Source organism: Janibacter terrae (assembly GCF_039636765.1).
Taxonomy (GTDB): domain Bacteria; phylum Actinomycetota; class Actinomycetes; order Actinomycetales; family Dermatophilaceae; genus Janibacter; species Janibacter terrae.
In genome coordinates this window covers 893,651-910,695 of the sequence record NZ_CP144167.1, presented here as the reverse complement: position 1 = coordinate 910,695, position 17,045 = coordinate 893,651, and the positions used below count along the sequence as shown (strand labels likewise).

General features: G+C 69.5%; 19 protein-coding genes. 7 read left to right on the top strand and 12 right to left on the bottom strand.

The features are described from left to right. The first annotated feature begins 33 nt into the window (after window positions 1–33). The gene (locus V3C34_RS04580; RefSeq protein WP_346008211.1) at window positions 34–222 is read left to right on the top strand and encodes a hypothetical protein; all 189 of its coding nucleotides are present in this window, start codon (window positions 34–36) and stop codon (window positions 220–222) included. A 19-nt stretch (window positions 223–241) separates the two neighbouring features. Beyond that, on the top strand, window positions 242–511 hold the full coding sequence (locus V3C34_RS04575; protein WP_346008210.1) for a hypothetical protein: 270 nt from the start codon (window positions 242–244) through the stop codon (window positions 509–511). 33 nt (window positions 512–544) lie between these two features. Here the strand turns inward: V3C34_RS04575 and V3C34_RS04570 are convergent, their stop codons facing one another. Genes V3C34_RS04570 through V3C34_RS04545 form a run of 6 tightly spaced genes read right to left on the bottom strand, consistent with a single transcriptional unit; the run spans window position 545 to window position 6,214 of the window. Continuing rightward, window positions 545–1,315 (bottom strand): alpha/beta fold hydrolase, encoded by a 771-nt coding sequence (locus tag V3C34_RS04570; RefSeq protein ID WP_068424590.1) that lies wholly within the window; start codon window positions 1,313–1,315, stop codon window positions 545–547. A 19-nt stretch (window positions 1,316–1,334) separates the two neighbouring features. Then, complete coding sequence (locus tag V3C34_RS04565; RefSeq protein ID WP_068424588.1) at window positions 1,335–1,964, bottom strand: Dabb family protein; 630 nt, start codon at window positions 1,962–1,964, stop codon at window positions 1,335–1,337. Between the two features lie 14 nt (window positions 1,965–1,978). Further along, window positions 1,979–2,569: a 3-phenylpropionate/cinnamic acid dioxygenase subunit beta gene (locus V3C34_RS04560; RefSeq protein WP_346008209.1), complete on the bottom strand. Its 591-nt coding sequence runs from the start codon at window positions 2,567–2,569 to the stop codon at window positions 1,979–1,981. Between the two features lie 17 nt (window positions 2,570–2,586). Then, a complete protein-coding gene (locus V3C34_RS04555; protein ID WP_068424583.1) occupies window positions 2,587–4,023 on the bottom strand; it encodes an aromatic ring-hydroxylating oxygenase subunit alpha in 1,437 nt (478 codons plus the stop codon). 49 nt (window positions 4,024–4,072) lie between these two features. Further along, on the bottom strand, window positions 4,073–5,389 hold the full coding sequence (locus V3C34_RS04550; protein ID WP_068424580.1) for a cytochrome P450: 1,317 nt from the start codon (window positions 5,387–5,389) through the stop codon (window positions 4,073–4,075). 6 nt (window positions 5,390–5,395) lie between these two features. Further along, window positions 5,396–6,214 (bottom strand): SDR family NAD(P)-dependent oxidoreductase, encoded by an 819-nt coding sequence (locus V3C34_RS04545; protein ID WP_068424572.1) that lies wholly within the window; start codon window positions 6,212–6,214, stop codon window positions 5,396–5,398. 228 nt (window positions 6,215–6,442) lie between these two features. Here V3C34_RS04545 and V3C34_RS04540 point away from each other — a divergent pair, with 228 nt between their 5' ends. Beyond that, on the top strand, window positions 6,443–7,468 hold the full coding sequence (locus V3C34_RS04540; RefSeq protein ID WP_346008208.1) for a hypothetical protein: 1,026 nt from the start codon (window positions 6,443–6,445) through the stop codon (window positions 7,466–7,468). Then, on the top strand, window positions 7,468–8,148 hold the full coding sequence (locus V3C34_RS04535; RefSeq protein WP_346008207.1) for a helix-turn-helix domain-containing protein: 681 nt from the start codon (window positions 7,468–7,470) through the stop codon (window positions 8,146–8,148). Before V3C34_RS04540 ends, V3C34_RS04535 begins: the two co-directional genes overlap by 1 nt. Here V3C34_RS04535 and V3C34_RS04530 read toward each other — a convergent pair. Both V3C34_RS04530 and V3C34_RS04525 read right to left on the bottom strand, forming a co-directional pair. After that, entirely contained in the window at window positions 8,111–9,529 is a 1,419-nt protein-coding gene (locus tag V3C34_RS04530; protein ID WP_346008206.1) for an MFS transporter, read from the bottom strand. The genes V3C34_RS04535 and V3C34_RS04530 overlap by 38 nt on opposite strands. 35 nt (window positions 9,530–9,564) lie before the next feature. Next, window positions 9,565–10,758: an amidohydrolase family protein gene (locus tag V3C34_RS04525; RefSeq protein ID WP_242612791.1), complete on the bottom strand. Its 1,194-nt coding sequence runs from the start codon at window positions 10,756–10,758 to the stop codon at window positions 9,565–9,567. 80 nt (window positions 10,759–10,838) lie between these two features. Between V3C34_RS04525 and V3C34_RS04520 the strand changes: the two genes are divergently transcribed. Further along, a complete protein-coding gene (locus V3C34_RS04520) occupies window positions 10,839–11,147 on the top strand; it encodes a hypothetical protein (protein ID WP_130630344.1) in 309 nt (102 codons plus the stop codon). A gap of 33 nt (window positions 11,148–11,180) precedes the next feature. Here the strand turns inward: V3C34_RS04520 and V3C34_RS04515 are convergent, their stop codons facing one another. Together V3C34_RS04515 and V3C34_RS04510 are read right to left on the bottom strand one after the other, a co-directional pair. Next, entirely contained in the window at window positions 11,181–12,548 is a 1,368-nt protein-coding gene (locus V3C34_RS04515; protein ID WP_346008205.1) for an amidohydrolase family protein, read from the bottom strand. Then, window positions 12,545–13,702, bottom strand: a complete 1,158-nt coding sequence (locus V3C34_RS04510; protein ID WP_346008204.1) for a CoA transferase — start codon at window positions 13,700–13,702, stop codon at window positions 12,545–12,547. The genes V3C34_RS04515 and V3C34_RS04510 overlap by 4 nt, the downstream gene beginning before the upstream one ends. Window positions 13,703–13,791: 89 nt before the next feature. Here V3C34_RS04510 and V3C34_RS04505 point away from each other — a divergent pair, with 89 nt between their 5' ends. Then, complete coding sequence (locus tag V3C34_RS04505; protein WP_346008203.1) at window positions 13,792–14,808, top strand: enoyl-CoA hydratase/isomerase family protein; 1,017 nt, start codon at window positions 13,792–13,794, stop codon at window positions 14,806–14,808. Further along, window positions 14,795–15,646, top strand: coding sequence for an NAD(P)-dependent oxidoreductase (locus V3C34_RS04500; protein WP_068424542.1), 852 nt, complete (start codon window positions 14,795–14,797; stop codon window positions 15,644–15,646). Before V3C34_RS04505 ends, V3C34_RS04500 begins: the two co-directional genes overlap by 14 nt. Here the strand turns inward: V3C34_RS04500 and V3C34_RS04495 are convergent. Together V3C34_RS04495 and V3C34_RS04490 are read right to left on the bottom strand one after the other, a co-directional pair. Further along, window positions 15,633–16,085 (bottom strand): carboxymuconolactone decarboxylase family protein, encoded by a 453-nt coding sequence (locus V3C34_RS04495; protein ID WP_207233803.1) that lies wholly within the window; start codon window positions 16,083–16,085, stop codon window positions 15,633–15,635. The genes V3C34_RS04500 and V3C34_RS04495 overlap by 14 nt on opposite strands. A 185-nt stretch (window positions 16,086–16,270) precedes the next feature. Beyond that, entirely contained in the window at window positions 16,271–17,044 is a 774-nt protein-coding gene (locus V3C34_RS04490; RefSeq protein WP_346008202.1) for a DUF3027 domain-containing protein, read from the bottom strand. Between the last annotated feature and the right edge of the window lies 1 nt (window position 17,045).

The window sequence follows — 17,045 nt, the reverse complement described above, 5'->3', positions numbered from 1 at the left end:
CCGTGTGGTGCCCTTCGCCCCGGAAGGGAACCCATGACTGATCACCACGAGCAGATGGTGCGAGGCTTCCTCGACGCGCTGCACGTGTCCGACCCCGACTTCGCCGTGCTCACCGAGGGGCTGCTGGCAGGGGACGCACGCTACGTACCTCCGTTACCCTTCTTCTTGCCCTCGCGAGGCCCTGCCGCGATCCGCATGACCTTGGAGCGACATTACGAGTGAGGAATGGCTGGACGTCCTCTTGTCGCAGGTCGGGCTCGAGCCCGACAAGGTCAAAGGACCGCTATCCGAGGGAGTCTTCTCCGGCGGGGCGTGCCAGCGCATCGCCATCGCCATTGCGCGCACACTGGCGCTTGAGCCCGCGCTGCTCGTCCGCGACGAGGGATTCGCCGCGCTGGACGTCTCGGTGCCGGCCCAAGTCCTCAACCTGCTGCAGGCCGTCAAGAAGCGTATCGGCCTCACCATATTGACTGGTACCCGGCCGAGCTCCGGATGCGAGCACTCCAATTAGCCGACAAACCCCCGTTGGGCGGAGGCCCCACAATCACCCGAAAGCCAAAGTCATCCGCTCGATTATGAGGCGAGCCACCTCGATGGGGTGACTCTGCATGGCGTTATGACAGGCATCGAGCTCGACAACCTCGTCCACGTGGCCGAGGTTGTCGATAAACTGCCGCTGAGCGCTTGGCCGGAGCGAGTGGTCCTGCAACGTCACGACGTAGGTCGTCGGGACCCGTGGCAGGCGACGGCGATAGACAGCTTCAGCACTCAACCCGGTGCTGTCCGGGACGAGCTCGCTCAAGGCTCGCTCGCGGGTGGCACGGTCCATGCCGTTGGTGAACATCCAGCTCGCAACGGGTCGCGGCACCGGCTTGGCCTGGCCGCGCGAGAGGCGAGTGACCAGACCGATGATGCCGCGTACCGGCTGCTTCAAAGTTGAGTTGGCTGACGCACCGTCGGGCGGGATGCACGCCGCGAGATAGAGCGCACCCAAGACGCGCTCAGGCCCTAGCTGGGCGATCACCCCTAGCTGGGTGATGCCGCCGAGCGAGTGTGCGACCAGGAAGACCCGGTTGATCCCTGCCTCATCGATCTGCCGTACGACGGAGTCGACACAGGCGGCCACAGTGAGCGAGCGAAGGTTGCCGGGCTGAGTCCGACGCCCGGGAAGGTCCACGCCCAGCGTCCGAAGGCCGGGGGCGGCCTTGGCGAGCTCGGCGATCGTCGGCCTCCAGCAAGCACCACTGTGATTGGCGCCATGGATGAAGACCACCGCGAGGTCGGTGCCTCGGTCACTGCCGTCATCGTGCGTCATGATTTGCGCTCCCTCCTCGTCAGCCCGCTGAAGTCTGCGCCTGGCCGAGGTCCAGACCGATCGGCTGGCGGACCACCGCGGTCATGAGCTCGGCGATCCGTGCGCGTTGCGGGTGCTGCTGGAACTCCTCGAAGCCCTGGTCGCCGTCGGTGACGATGACGACGCACTCGCTGACCGGCGGGGAGTGCCTGGTGCGGTTCCGGCCGACGTAGACACCGAGGACGCCCGGGCAGTCGTCGACCGCAGCCCTCAGGTGCGTGTCGACCTCCTCGAGCACCTCGGGGCCGACCGTCTGGTCGGGCTCGAAGAGCGTGATGTGAACCCGCGGTCTGTCGGTGGCGGTGGACACCGAGGTGTACATCGGCCCGGTGTCGATGCCCACGCCACGCTCCACATTGGCGCGCAGAAGGGCGCCTGCTTCGGGGTGACGAGGATGAGCGCGATAGGGCTCGAGCACGCTCTCGTCGTCCATGAGCACCACGACGCCGTGGTCGCGGCCATCCGCCAGCTTGCTCGGATTCGGGCCGACCTGGACGTGGCGTACGCCATCGGTCTCGCTCCCGACGTGCCCGAGGAGGGCAGCGACGGTGTCGACGATGCCCCCCTCGGCGTCGCTCGCGAGACCAAAGGCAGTCCCGTGCACGTGCATGTGTGTCCTTCCCCTCAGAAGATGACGGTCAGGTTGGGGTACCCGAGCGTCGTCTGGTCCATGAGGAACTCCCGGTGGGCGATGAGATAACCGTCGCCCTCGCGTCGCAGCAGGTCCCGACGCTCCCCCGAGATGATCAGCGGGACCGACTCGGAGTGCCGGTTGCGGGTCATCAGCATGGAGCTGACCACGTAGTACTCGTCGGGCTCCGCACCCTCGAAGACACGCACATTGGTGATGAGCCGCCGTGAGCGCGACGGCGGGTTCTCGCACCACGGGCTGGCCGTGGTGGCCAGTCGCAGAACCTTCATCGTGAGCGTCACGTGGTTCTCGTCGTAGTGGAACATGTTCGTCGCGAACTGCGGCAACGGATCGTCGCGCATCCGCGAGACCCGGACAGGCACGCGGTAGGTGATGTCCTCCGCGAGGAGCTTGAGCCACTCGACGCTACGGTACTCGTCAAGCAGGTTGGCCTCGTCGTAGAGGAAGTCGACTACGTGGTGGTAACGCTCGTGAGCCGAGCCGATGCGCCCACCGTGAGGGAGGTGCTCGTGGATCTTGGACTCGGCTCCGCCTTTGGCCACCGCCACAGAAGTGTCAGTCATGTCGGTTCTCCTTCGTCTCAGTGGTGGGCCTCGGGACCCCACGGGTCACCGAGCATGAAGTCGCGGTACCGCAGCCACCAGTTCCACTGCGCGTCATCCTTGGTGAAGCCCGGGTAGAGGTGACCGCCACCGGGGAACTCGCCCTCGTCCCAGTAGCCGTCGAGGGGCTGGTCCTCGCCGCAGAGCGCGCCGTACCTGATCTTCTGTTGCTCACCCATGAAGCCCTCAGCAGACTCGGTCATCAGCGGCCACGTGTCGGCGTCGTCGGTCTCGACGAAACCGGTGGTGCCGAGACCGAGCGTGGAGGCGCGACGCATGAGGTCCTTGAAGTCCTCGGGCGCGTCCTTCTCGACGAGGAACCAGTTGATGAACTCGAACTTGCCCGGGCCGCGCGGCACGAAGGCGTGCCACGAGATGATCGCAGCCATGCCCATCGGGGTAGGGAACTCGAAGCAGAAGGTCCCCATGTTGGGGAAGAGGCCACCGACGCTCGGCGGGTAGTCCGCCAAGACCTTCATCTGCGCCTCGGACAGCTTCTTGTCGAGCTTCTCAGCCATCTCCGGCGTCATTCCCGGAGGGAGCATGATCGACTTGAGCTTCTCGAAGGGAGGCAGCGTCTGGGCCGCGAGCACGGCCTCACGGTTGTCCTTCCACTTGCCCTTGCGCCGGTCGATCAGTCGCAGGCCGTGACCGTTGGCGCTGACGTCGATGCCGTACATCGAGGAGTCGTCGGCCTCGGAGGCCGCCAGCTCGTTGATCGAACGGTGCAGGGTCATCGCGTGGTAGCCGTCACCGGCGTGCTGCTCGCCCGGGCACTTCCAGTTCGCCGGGATGACGAAGCGCTGCGGCGGGCCGAGCACCTCCAGACCCGACTCGGTGCGGTCGAACATGAGGTCCTGGTAGAACTTGATCTCGCCGAGATAGTCGTCGAGGGACGGCGCGTCCTCGTCCCAGGTGGCGAACACGAAGCCGGCGTACAGTTCGACCCGTGCCTTGGGCAGTGCGAGCTCCTCCTTGGAACGGAAGGCCCCGTGCATGTTCTCCCGAGCGACGGGGGAACCCATGAACTTGCCCTGCTCGCTGAAGCTCCAGCCGTGGTACGGGCATTTGAACTGCTTCTCGTTGCCGGCCTCGCCGCGACAGACCTGCATGCCGCGGTGGCTGCAGATGTTGAGGACGACGTTGACATCGCCACTCCGCGAGCGGGTGACGATGACGGGGTCGGCACCGATGTGGCGAGCCACGTAGTCGAAGGCGTTGGGGATCTCGGTCTCGTGGGCGAGGACGGTCCATGCCTTGCCGAAGAGTCGACTCAGCTCGAGGCGGTACACCTCTGGGTCCTTGAGCAACCGCATCGACACCTCGTGCTTGTCGAGGTCGAAGAGGTCTGCGAATGGTGTCCCGTCGGACAAGATCGGCCCGACGTCAGTCCTGGGCCGGTCATCGATGGTCATGGCTACTCCTTGGTCTCGTACTGCGGATCAGATCGGGGGAGGAAGTGGGTCAGCCCCAGCGGACGGGGACAGAGGTGGGCTGACGCATGTGGGCGCCACGGATCATCATCGGCTCGGCATCCTCGTCGGCTCGCAGATTCGGGAGCTCGTCGAGGAGGACGTTGAGTGCAGTCGACATCTCAAGCTTGGCGAGGTTCATACCCAGACAGGTGTGCGGCCCGAATCCGAAGGCGATGTTGGGCTTGTTCATCCGGCGGTGGATGTCGTAGGTGTCCGGGTCGGGCCAGGCGTCGGGGTCGCGCAGGCCGGCACCCTTGACGATCGTGACCCCCGCCCCCTCGGGGATCTTGACGCCACGGATCTCGACGTCTTTCGAAGCGGTCCGGGCCGCCGTGATCGAGACGGGCTCGAATCGGGTCGCCTCCGTGATCGCCTTTGGCACGAGGCTGCGGTCGGCCTTGACCTCGGCGAGTAGATCGGGCCTGGTCAGGAGCAGCACGAGTGCGTTGCCGAAACTTCGCGTCGTGGTCTCGGCGGCAGCCGGGAGCAGCGAGCGAGTGAAGACCACGACCTCGTCGTCGGTGAGCCGCTCCCCGTCGACCTCGGTGCGCAGCAGGTGTGAGATGAGGTTGTTGCCGGTGGCACCCTCCGCGCGACGGCGTTGGACCACCGGAAGGATGTCGTCGTAGAGCGCCTTGACCGCCGCGATGGCCCGGCCCTGGTTGATCTTGGCCTGCTCGCGCTTGTTGGGGTCGGTGCTGCCGAAGCCGAGGAGGATGGTCAACGCCTTCGTCTGGAAGTCGTCGAAGGACGCGTCGTCCTCACCGTGGAAGCCGATGATCTCGTAGACGATGCGGACGGGGAAGTCGACTGCGAACTCGGTGAGATTGAGGCGGTCCCCCTTCGCCTTGAGCTCGCCAACCATCTTGTTGATGACGGGCGTCACGATCGTGTCGCCCCACAGCTCGAAGTTCTCGCGACCGAGCCCCGGCATGAAGAGCTTGCGCAGGCGAGAGTGCTCCTCACCGTCGAGGCCCGTCATCACGTTGCCCATGAGCGGGCGGAAGGCTGCGGCCACCGCCTCGCTGCCGAACGACTCGAAGTCCTTGAGCGCGGTGAGGCAGTCCTCGAACTTGAAGATCGAGTACACCTCGCGCTCGCCGTTGAATCCCGCTGCCATGGAAGGGGTGCCGAACTCGGCGAGTACGTCCCCCTTCATCACGGGCTGGGTCTCGCGGTACTTGGCAAAGGTCGGGTAGGGGGTCTCGACGGAGTTGGCTCCGAAGGCCTCGCTGATCTCCACCATGAGATCGGCCGCCGTCGGCTGACGCTCCTCGTGGGTGGCTGTCGCGGTGTCAGTGGTCATCAGCAATCATCCTTTGGTGTTGATGGCGGCGAGGTTCAGCTGGCGGCTCGACCCGACATAACCGAGCTGGGTCGAGAACCCGCCGTCGATCGAGAGGATCTGGCCGTTGATGTAGGACGAACGGTCGGAGGCGAGGAAGACGACGGCGTTGGAGATGTCCTCGGGCTTGCCGAGGCGCTGCACCGAGAGGTTGCCGACGAACATGTCGCGGTAGGCGCCGGGGAACTTCGCCTGGTTCTCCTCGCTGACGATCAGTCCGGGCGCGATGGCGTTGACGCGCACGCCCTTGGGGCCGTACTGGACGGCGAGGTGGCGGGTCAGCGAGTTGAGCCCCCCCTTGCCCGCGGCGTAGGCGGTGTTGCGGTCGTCGCCACCGAGGGACTGACCCGAGGAGATGTTGACGATGGCGCCACCGCCCCGCTCGATCATCAGCGGGATGACGTTGCGGCACATGAGCATGGGGCCGGTCAGGTTGATCGCCGTCGACTGGGCCCAGAGCTCGGGCGAGATGCTCAGCAGGTCGGAGTCCTGACCCGAGAGGTGGGTGGCGCCGGCGTTGTTGTCGAGGATGTCGACGCCGCCGAAGGCCGATGCGGCCGCCGCGACCAGTTCTTTGATACTCGCCTCGTCCGTCAGGTCGCAGACGTGCCCCCGGACCTCGTGACCCGCGGTGGCGAGTGCGGCAGTCGCAGCCTCGAGGCCCTCGCTGTTGACATCGGTCAGCACCACGCGGGCGCCCTCCTCGGCCAGGGCTCGGGCGCTATCTGCACCGATCACCCCTGCGGCGCCCGTGACGAGCGCAACCTTCCCATCAAGCAGTCCCACGCTGGCTCCTTTGCCGGGTGGCGTCGGTCGCGACCCCGTCGTCGCGTCGCCCACCCCGTACACGTAAGACATATTCTGCACAGACTGCTCAATCCAAGTCAATGGGCCCGCGAGAATCCGACCGCCCGTCGCGCAGCCCTTGACGCGACGTGCTGCGCGCCACACAATGGCCATCTCCCATCGAAGTGAGAGGCGCCTCTCAAAATTGCGCCTGGCTAGGAACAGCAGATGACCGTTCGCCCACTCCCCCTGCGCCCTCACCTGACCCGTCAGGGCGACTCGGCCCTGGCCGAACTCCTGCACCACGCTCGCGCCGCGGCGGCGGACCGCGCAGCCCTGCGCGCCGATGCCAGCTATTGGCAGGCCGCCGAGACCCGCTCGGCGATGGCGATGGCCCGGGCGGACCAGATCTTCGGGGGTCGCCATGATGCCCGGACGCTCCTCGCGGTCCTGATGGCCGTCGTGGCACGGGCCGATCTGCACGGCCCCGACGCCCAGCCCCACGGTTCCCGGCTCTCCAGCTCACCCGCCGACCAGGTCTTCGACTCGACGACGATGGCCGGCTGGCTGCGGGCGACCTCGTCCACCACCTCGTCCGGCGAGGTCTACGCAGAGGGCGCCGTCGCAGCCGAGGAGGTACTGGCGTCGAACCTCGGGGCCGAGCGCCTCGCAGCGGCGTGGACCTCGGTGTGCGGCGTCTCGCTGCTCGAGCTCGTCGCCCAGGTCGCGTTGATGCCGGCCGCGGACCAGCCCTCGGTGAGCGAGGTCCGTTTGCTGCAGCGGGTCACCAGCCACTGCCTCGCCATCAACCGGGGCATGACGCCGGCACAGCTCACGCGCCTGGTGGGCAGTGACCGACGCACCATGTCGACCTGGCTGCGCTACGGCGCGCCCTCCCGGGGCAACACCGGCCACCTCGTCGCCGCCCGGCACTGCGCCACCATCGTCGGGATGTCGCTCGGTGACTGGCGGACCATCCAGGACGCGGCGGCGGGCTGCCGGGCGACCGTGGCCCCGGGGGGGCACCTGTTCGCACCTGCCCCGGTCGCGTCGCGCCGCGCCATCACGTGGGACGAGGGAGAGGTCATGGAGTGGTTCGAGAGCCACCCGGCGCTCTCGTGCGAGGGTCGGTGCCGCCGACACAGCGTCCAGGCCGTGCCGGTCGCCGCTGTCGTCGGTGGGGGCGACGTCCGTGCCACTCATCGTCCGTCGGCCTCCGACCACCGCAGCCGTCGCTGGCTGCACTCGGTCTGATGGTGCAGTCAGGAACAGCTGCCCAGACCGCTGCGCCTGCGGTCGAGAGTGCGGGAACGCCGGCGGGCGCGGGCTCCGGCCGCCGCGAGCAGAACCGGACCCGGCTGCGCCACAACGTCCACGCCACGGCCTGGCAGCTCGTCAACGAGCGCGGATATGACGAGGTGACGGTCGAGGACATCGCTGCGGGAGCGGGCATCTCGGTCGCCACCTTCTATCGCCACTTCTCCGGCAAGGACGACGTGATCACCAGGCGCTGGCTCTCACCCGAGCGTTACGGCTCCCTCGTGGACCGGATCGATGTCACCTACGACATGCCACGGGCGGTGGCCAGCCTCTTCTCGAGGTACGCCGCCGCGGTCGAGAGCTACGACGTCAGCCTGCACACCCGCCTCAAGACGATCCACCTCGACGCAGGCCTGCGGACGGCGATGGCCCGCGGCCGCGAGGAGGACGTGCAGACCCTGTGCGACCTCTTCGGCCGGATGATCGGCGTCGACCCAGCGGTGCAACCGATCCAGCTGGCGGGGGCCGTGACGATCACCGCCCGCTCGACGACGATGTCCTACTGGGCCGCCCTGGACGGGTCCGAGTCACTCACCGACCTGCTCGACGAGTGCGCCCGAGCCTTGGCACCGATGCTCACGCAGTGTCAAGTGATGGCCCTGGCTGCGCGCTGACACCCACACCGGGGTCGGGGCTGCGGCGCGGCAGGGTGATCACGGCGCACACGGCCGAGGCGAGCGCCAGCCCCGCACCGACCAGCGCCGCCATGGTGAACGCGCGCGGAGCGAGGGTCTCGCCCGGCGAGAGGGCATCGAGGACCGTGGCCGCCAGCGCGCTGCCGGCAGCGAACCCGAAGAACCGGACCACCTGGTTGGCGCTCAATGCGCTGCTGGTGTCGTGTGCGGGGACGTGCCGGACGACGACCACGGGGATCATCGCGAAGGTCCCCCCTGCCCCGAGGCCCGCGATCCCCATCGCCACCGCGATCTGCAGCCAACCGTCCCGGTCGACGGCGAAGACGAGGATCGCACCCAGGTAGGCGAGCGACCCCAGCGGCAGCACCCGCTCCGGCCCCCACCTGTCGGCGATCCGACGGGCAACCCGGTTGCCCCCGAAACCACAGATGGCGTAGGGCACCAGCATGAGGCCGGCGAAGAGCGGCGAGCTCGCCAACCCGCCGGACTCCCGCGGCGCCTGGACCAACTGGACCATGAGCGTGATGAGGACGTAGACGCCGGCACCGACGAGCAGTGCCACGAGGTTGGCCCCGAGGGCACCCCTGCGCACCGCCTGCTGCAGATCGACCATCGGGTCCGGCAGACCCCAGGCCCTGACGGCCCACAGCCCGAGCAGCACAAGGCCCGCCAGTGCCAGGACGACGAAGGGGGTGGAGGTCCAGCCCCAGCGAGAGGCCTGGCTGATGGCCAGCATGAGCGCGAGCGTGCCGGCCGCCAGGACGACGCCGTCCAACCAGTCGACCTGCTGGTCCGGGTGGGAGCTCGCCGGCAGGGTGCGTACCGCGAGGACCAGGGCGACCGCGGTGAGCGCGAGACCGAACCAGAAGGCACCCCGCACCCCCCAGAGGGTCGCGAGGAGGGAGGTCGTCGGATACCCGAGCCCGGCGAACGTCAGGTTGCTGACGGACAGCACCCCCAGGAGCTGGGGCAGGCGCTCCGGCGGGGCCGCATCCCGAGCGGCAGCCATCGCCAGAGGGAGGACGCCGATGCCAAATCCCTGGAGGACCCGTCCCACGACCAGCCCGGCGAACCCGAGCGGCAGCGCGGACAGCAGGCAGCCGAGCGCAACCAGGCCCAAGCAGGCCAGCAGCACCGGGCGCCGGCGTGTCCCACCGCCCAGTCGACCGACGATCGGTGAGATGACGGCGCCGACGAGCAGAGGCGCGGTCTGCACCCACTGGGCCCAGACCAGGGGCACCTGCTCCTGGAGCGCGACGGCCGTGACGAGCGGTGCGCCGAGACTGCTGATGAGCGCCGTCGACGCCGACAGCATGACCAAGGTGATGAAGAGCGCGCGGCGCCCCGGCGCAGCTCGCACGCTACCCGCCCTTCATCCCGGTCGGACGCGAGTGCTCAGCGATCGAAGCGCAGGATCTTGCGCGCGTTGAGCTCGGTGATCTTGTGGCAGTCCTCGTCGGAGACGTCGGCGAGGATCTCGGCGGCGCGCTTGCGGCTGTTGGGCCAGTTGGAGTCGGAGTGAGGATAGTCGACCTCGAGCATCACCCGGTCGGCACTGATGTAGCCGTCACCGAGGTTGGCCAGACCGTGCACGTCGTCGATGAAGCATCCCCAGAAGTGCTTCTGGAAGAGCTCGGACGGCTTGGCCGCCTTGTCGATGTTCTGGTACCAGCGGTGCCGCTCCCACGTGTAGTCGGCGCGCTCGAGGATGTAGGGGAACCAGCCGATACCACCCTCGGCGAGGATGAACTGTAGCTTGGGGTGCTTCTGCAGCTGGCCGGAGAAGAGCAGCTCGACCGAGGACCACATGAGGTTGCTCGCGAAGAGCGCCGTCGGGATCGCGTAGGGCACGGGCGACTCGGCCATGGCCTCCGCAGAGCGGCCCATGGTGCCGGTCGCCACGCTGAAGGGGAACCCCGGGACGAAGCCGCCGGATCCGAAGTGGAGGCTGACCGGCATCTCGGTCTCCTCGCAGACGTCCCACAACGGCGTCCAGTAGTCGTTGGTGAAGCCCGGCAGGCCGAGCGGGATCGGGTTGTCGGGGAACGAGATCGTCCTGGCGCCCTTGGCGGCCATGCGCTCGACCTCCTTGACCGCAGCGTCGACGTCCCACACCGGGAGCAGCGCCATGGGGATGAGCCGGTCGGGCGCGTATGCGCACCACTCGTCGACCTGCCAGTCGTTCCACGCCTTGATGCAGAGCTCGGCGAGCTCCTTGTCCTTGGCGCGGTGGAAGACGCCGCCGCCGAAGCCCGGGAAGGACGGGAAGCTGAGCGCGGCCTGGACGCCGTCGATGTCCATGTCCTCGATGCGGGCCTTGGGCTCGTAGCAACCGGGGATCATGTCCTCGTAGCGGACCGGCTCTGCGCCGAAGTCCTTGGGCTCACGGCCCGCGACCGCGTTGATGCCGATGTAGGGGAAGAGCTGACCCTCGTACTTCCAGGTGTGGTTGCCCTCCGCCGTGGTGATGATCTGCGGACCGGAAGCCTGGTACCGCTCCGGGAGGCGATCAGCCCACACCCGCGGGTGCTCGATCACGTGGTCGTCGACGGAGACGATCTGCATGTTGTCCTGGAGCGGCACGTCCATCCTCCTCGATAGATTAATAGTACACTTATCGTATATCATGTTCATTGCGGAGACCAACCCGACCGACAAAGGACTGGCCGATGACCGACAACCTCGAAAACTTCGAAGCCCCTGACGACCTCGACGGGACGGCCCAGGCGGCCGGCGCTCCCTCGGCACCCGACGAGGACGACCACGACCTGCTCACCTACTCGATCGCCACGGACCGCTTGCGGGACCAGATCGTCATGGACGGGCAGGAGCTGACCGCGGTGATCGCCAACCACGGCGAGGACTCCGAGCAGGCCACCGCGCTGCGAGAGCGCATCCAGCAGCTGCGGGATGGCGTGGAGCGACACGGGCAGGCCCAGCGTGACCACGTCAACGAGCGCGAGTTCTTCGGCGAGTAGCCCGACTCGCCCGGGGACCACTCCCTCGGGTGCTCACAGCGAGCCGTGGACGACGACCCCTTCGACGAGGGTCGCCACGACCTCCGGGCCGGAGGGGGCGTCGTCACCCAGGACGAGCAGGTCCGCCGGGTCTCCCGGGGCCAGGACCCTGACCGGCCAACCACGACCGGCGCTGCGCTGGTACATCTTCGCGGCGGTCACCGGGCCCAGGCCCTCGTCGGCGCCGAGCACTGCCCCGCTCCCGGTCCGCCGGGTCGTCGCCGCCTCGATGCCGCGCCACGGGCTGATCGGGCCCAGGGGCGCATCGCTCCCACCGAGGAGGGGGACGCCCGCGGCGGCGAGAGAGCGAAGCCGGAAGAGCTCGTGGTGACGATCGGGTTCCACCTCGTCGAGATAGCGATCACCGCGCGTGGCGATCAACCCGGGCTGGACGCACACCGCGACCCCGGCCCGGGCGATCAGCTCGGCATAACCCTCGGGAACGACGTTGGCGTGCTCGACCCGATCGCCCGGGCCCAGCCCCGCGCTGAGAGCCAGCGCCAGCTGGACGTCGGTGACGCAGTGCACGGCGACGCCGCGATCGACGGCATGTGCCGCCTCGACCTGCTGAGCGAGCACGTCGAGGCGCGGCAGGGCGTCGTCGTCGAGCACGATCTTGACGGCGTCCACGACGACCCGACCGGTTGGCTCCGGCATGGCGAAGGACGTGACCGACCCCTTCGTCATCGCCCAGATCCGCTGGGGCAGATTAGCGCTCGCGAGCATCGCCAACGCGGCGAGGTCGTTGAGGTGCCCAGCGTCAGTGACCGACGTGACACCATGGGCCGCCAGCCGCTGTCCGAGCCGCAGCCAGTCCGGCTGGTGCGGGGGGAGACGCTCTCGCATCCACGCGTCCAGGCGGACGAGATGACCCGTGGGTCGTCCTGCTGCGTCGCGCTCCACCCCGTCAGGCTGCGGTGATCCATCAGCTCTGTCCCCCAGCACCTCCGCGAGCCCGGTCGAGTCGAGCACCCACCTGCTGCCGGTGCGGTCCTGGATCCGCACCGGTCCGACCGCGACCTCGTCCAGGTCACGGCGGTCGAGCCATCCCGACTGGGTGAGGTCATAACCGATACCCCTCAGCCATCCCTCGGGCTGACGCTGTCGCGCCGCCCGGAGCAGCGCGCCCAGCCCACCCCCGGCGACCAGCTCATCGGGAGTCAAGGACACCGAGTCGACGGCCGCGGCGGCGGCCGCCAGGTGGATGTGGTGGTCGTGCAAGCCGGGGATCAGCCGCGCGCCCTCGAGATCCACCTCGGCTGCACCCGCCGCACCGCGGTCCGCCAGGAGTCCCCCCACGATGTGGAGGTCACGGAGACGACCGGAGATCGACGCGTTGCGCAGCGTGCGGTCGACGCTCATCGCGCGACCCGGGCCAGCACGTGCGAGGTGTCCGCACCGAGCGTGGCAGCGCTGCCGGCCGCCCTTCGAAGGCGCGGCCGGGCCACCGGCTCGTCGCCTAGGCACCACTGCTCCACCGACGCTCCCCCCTGCGGGCAGCGCCGGGCAACGGCGGCCCTCGCACCCGGCTCGGCCACCACGAGGGAGGCGACCTGCTCCATCGAGATGTCGACGACGCCTGCGGCGCCCTGCAGGACCGCTGCGGCGGCAACCACCCCGCACAGCGGGTCGGCGATGGCATCACCGGCAAAGCAGGGCTCTCCCGCCTCGTCCCAGGCGACCAACCCGGCCCCTGCTGCGACGTCGTCGCCGAACCCCACCGAGTCATCGTCCCGCCCTCGCGCGGTGATCGCCACCCAGGCCTGGGTGCGGCCCGTCATGGCTCCCGGGTCCAGCCCGAGGCCGGCGATGGCTCGCGACCGTGCGGCGGTGATGACGACATCGGCCCGAGCGACCAAGAGCCCGAGGTCGGCGCGCCCTGCCGTCGTGGTGAGGTCCAGCGCGACCGACTCCTTTCCGACGTTGAGCAGGTCGTAGAAGTCGGAGTTGCCCCGCCGCGCGCCATCCGGTCGGGGCGACGACTCGACCTTGATCACCCGCGCTCCGGCACGCAGCAGGAGTGCCCCGCACAGCGGGCCGGCCCAGAGCGCCGACAGGTCGACGACGACCGCCCCGTCGAGATCTCGCTCGGCCCCCTTCGCGTGGGGCCACCACCACGGCGAGGGGTGGGCCCGCGCGCCTCCGACGACGGCCGCGGCCAGCCCGAGCAGCCGAGCACGCTCGACGACCGCTGCGCCCGGACGGGAGGCGATCGCGGACTCCACGACAGGCCACGGCTCGTCGGCGGCGGGCGACTCGAGGCCGAGCAGGGCGGGGATGAGCTCGACGTCCTCCGGGCGGGGCAGCGACAGCGCGACCCATCCGTCCCGTGCCCGCAGCAGACGCCCGGCACCCCCGAGCGTCACGCGACCGTCACGCTCCCAGCCGGTGAGTGCGGCCCTCTCCGCGAGGAGCCCGGAGTCGAGGCCGAAGGGGGCCGCGAGCTCGTCGACGAGGGTTGCCGCGCGTGTCGGCGGGCAGAGGGGGGCACCACCGGCATGGCCGGTGAGGCTCATCGCACCGGATCTGGCCCACGCGCGATCATCCTCCGACGGTGTCATCGCGTGGGGTGTGGCGTGCATGATCTCACCGTAGTGTGAGCCACGTGGATCGCTTCGACGTCTCATCGCTCGTGGCACCCGGCGCTGCCGCGGCAGTACGTGAGTCCCTGAGCGTGCTGCTCACGGGCTCCCCCGTCATCATCGATGCAGCGGACGCAGCAGCCGTGGCGGCACCCGCCGCCGGGTCGCCCGGATCCGTGCTGCGCGAGGTGGCCGCTCCGGTGCTCGCGGTCGGCGATCCCTTCGTCGCCCCACCCTGGCTCGTCGACGTGGCCGACGCCTGCGTCACCACCCACCCCGACCCCCCGTCGCCGTGGGTGAGCTCCGACCCGAGCGCCTGCGCCGATGCCGTCAAGGCCCAGCCGCTGGCCGCCCTGGCGCTCGTACGCCTCCTCCGGGCCACCCCCGCCCTCGAGGTCTCCGTGGCGATCGCCGCCGAGGCAGCCACCTATGCCGCGCTGCTGGGCAGCGCAGCCTTCGCGACGTGGCGCGCTGCCACCGATGCCGAGCACCACGTGGCCGACGAACCCGTGCTCCTGAGCCGCTCCGGCGATGTGCTGTGCGTCGAGCTCAACCGGCCGGGCGTGCACAACGCGGTGGACACGGCACTGCGTGATGCCCTCGTCGAGGCTCTGGGCCTGGCCGAGTCGGACCCGGCACTTGGCGTCGAACTGAGCGGACGCGGAGCGAGCTTCTGCGCAGGCGGCGACCTCAGCGAGTTCGGGCAGGTCGGCGACCCGGCAACCTCGGTCGCTGTCCGGGCCACCCGGCACCCGGGCGCCAGCGCGCACCGCATCGCCCCGCGACTGACCGTCCGCATCCACGGGGCGTGCATCGGGGCCGGCATCGAGCTCGCGGCCTTTGCCGGGCACGTCATCGCCGACCCCGGAACCACCATGAGACTCCCCGAGCTGAGCATGGGGCTGGTCCCCGGAGCCGGCGGCACAGTCAGCCTCCAGCGCCGGATCGGTCGTCATCGCACCGCGTGGCTTGCCCTGTCCGGCGAGCCCATCGACGCCCGCACCGCCCTGCGCTGGGGGCTCGTCGATGCGCTCGGTTGACCACACCTCGGTCGCCGACGAGCGTCCACCCGTCGCCTTCATCGGCCCCGGCCAGATCGGCGGCCCCATGGTCCGCAGACTGCTCGCCGACGGGGTCGAAGTCCATGTCCACGCCCGGCGCCGCGATGTGCGCGACGACCTGGCCGCCGCAGGCGCCGTGATCCACGACTCGGTCACCCGGGCCGTCACCGGGCGCTCGGTCGTCCTCGTGTGCCTCTACGACGACTCCCAGCTCCGCGAGGTCTGCCTGGGACCGGACGGCGCGTTCGCCGCCATGCCCCGCGGCGGGCTGCTGGTGAGTCATACGACCGGGCTCCCCTCGACCTTGGCCGAGCTGGCGGAAGCAGCGAGTGCAAGAGGCGTGGACGTCATCGATGCCCCCTTCAGCGGCACATGCAAGGACGTGCTCGCCGGATGCCTGACGATCATGCTCGGCGGTGACGACACCACGCAGGAGCGGATCACCCCCTTCCTCCGCGCCTACGCCAGCACGGTCGTCCGCACCGGGCCCCTTGGATCAGCTCTGTCCGTCAAGCTGGTCAACAACCTGCTCTTCGCCGCCCACGCACAGCTCACCGCTCACGTCCTCCGGATCGGCGACGCCTTGGACCTCGACCGGGCCACGCTGCTCGAGGCCGTCGCGGCGAGCAGCGGGTCCAGCGCCTTCATCACCAAGCTGGGCGGCTACCCGGACGCCGAGACCATGTTTGCGACCGTCACGCCCTACCTGACCAAGGATGTGCGGATGGCCCGGGCCGTCGCCGACGAGCTCGGCGTCGACCTGGGCGTCGTCGGGGCGACCGTCTCGGACGGGCCCCTCGATCTCACTCCCGGCTGACCCGCTCGCCAGCAGGGTCGGAGTCCTCGGCCCAGGCGCGCTGCACGAGGGCGAGACGACCACCAGCGAGCATCATCGCGCAGAACATCTGCAGCTCGACGACCTCGTCGGTCGTGAAGTGCCTGCCCAGCGCCGCGTACGTGTCGTCGTCGATGGCGAACCAGTCGTTGACGAAGTCGTCGGCATACGCGAGGGCGGCCTGCTCCCGGGCAGAGAAGCGGTCGTCGTCCGGGGCGAGGCAGGCGATGTCCTCCTCGGTGACGGCATCACTCTTGCGGGCCGCCTGACACGTCCGACACTGGGTGAAGGACGCGATGCGCAGACGCACCAACTCGCGAAGCCGCGGCTCGAGCAGGGCCTGCTGCTCCTGGAGGGCTCCGAGGAGCTGGACCCATGCGGTGGCTGCCTCGGGACGCCGGCCCCAGATCTGGACTGGCAAGGAGGTGCTCAACGTACCCGCCGCGAGTCGTCCATCGATCTCACGGCGAAGGGGGTCTGGCAGGTCGCCGAGCGGGAGTGGGACAATAGCAGGCACGGGCACCTCAGCACTCATCGGATGTGACACTTGTCGGTCAAAGTGTCACACGCTGCGCCGGGCCTGTCCACCATCGCGCGACCCTGCGATCAGAGGGTCTCGAGCACCTCGTCGTCGAGGATCGGGGTCCCGACCTTTTCCGGCTCGGGGGCGCCCATGTCGATCTCGGAGTGCGCACCGCAGCCGTGGTCGCGGCTCACGACGCCGCCGTCGCTCGGGCTCCACTCGTTGGCGCAGACGCCGAAGACGCGGCGCAGCTCGCCGGCCATCGGGAGGAAGTAGCCGCAGCTCTCGCACGCCGCGGGGGCCTTGACCGCCACCTCGGCCGTCGGGCCGTGCGCGCCGTCGTACCAGCGCTGGGCGGCGGTGTCCCGGCCCTCGGCGGAGAGCACGCGGGGACGACCGAGCCCGAGCTCCCACAGCGCGACGGCGTCGACGTCCTCCTCGCCGGTCGCCTCGAAGCCGGCCACGAGGTTGGGGTCGTCGTCGATCCTGGGGGTGACGTCACCGGGGCCGACGTCACCGGGCGCGAGGCGCTCGGCCCAGGGCAGCCACTCGGGCGAGAGGACGGCGTCGTCGCCCGGGAGCAGCTGGGACTCGCAGACCGTCGCGCTCTTGGAGCGCGGCGCGCGGGTGACGGTGACGGCCCAGGCCCAGCCGCCGTAGCCCGGCAGGGTCGCGGCGAACCAGTGGGTGCCGAGGCGCTCGGCGTCGAGGGTGAAGCCGACGTGCTCGCCGACGCCCTCCCCCTTCGTCGCCTCGAGCAGCTCGCGGCGCGCGGGCTCGACGGCTGCAGCCAGGACGGCGTCGGCCTTGGCCCGGGCCTTGGCCCGGGTACGGGGCTGCGTGGCGCTCTCGGTCATG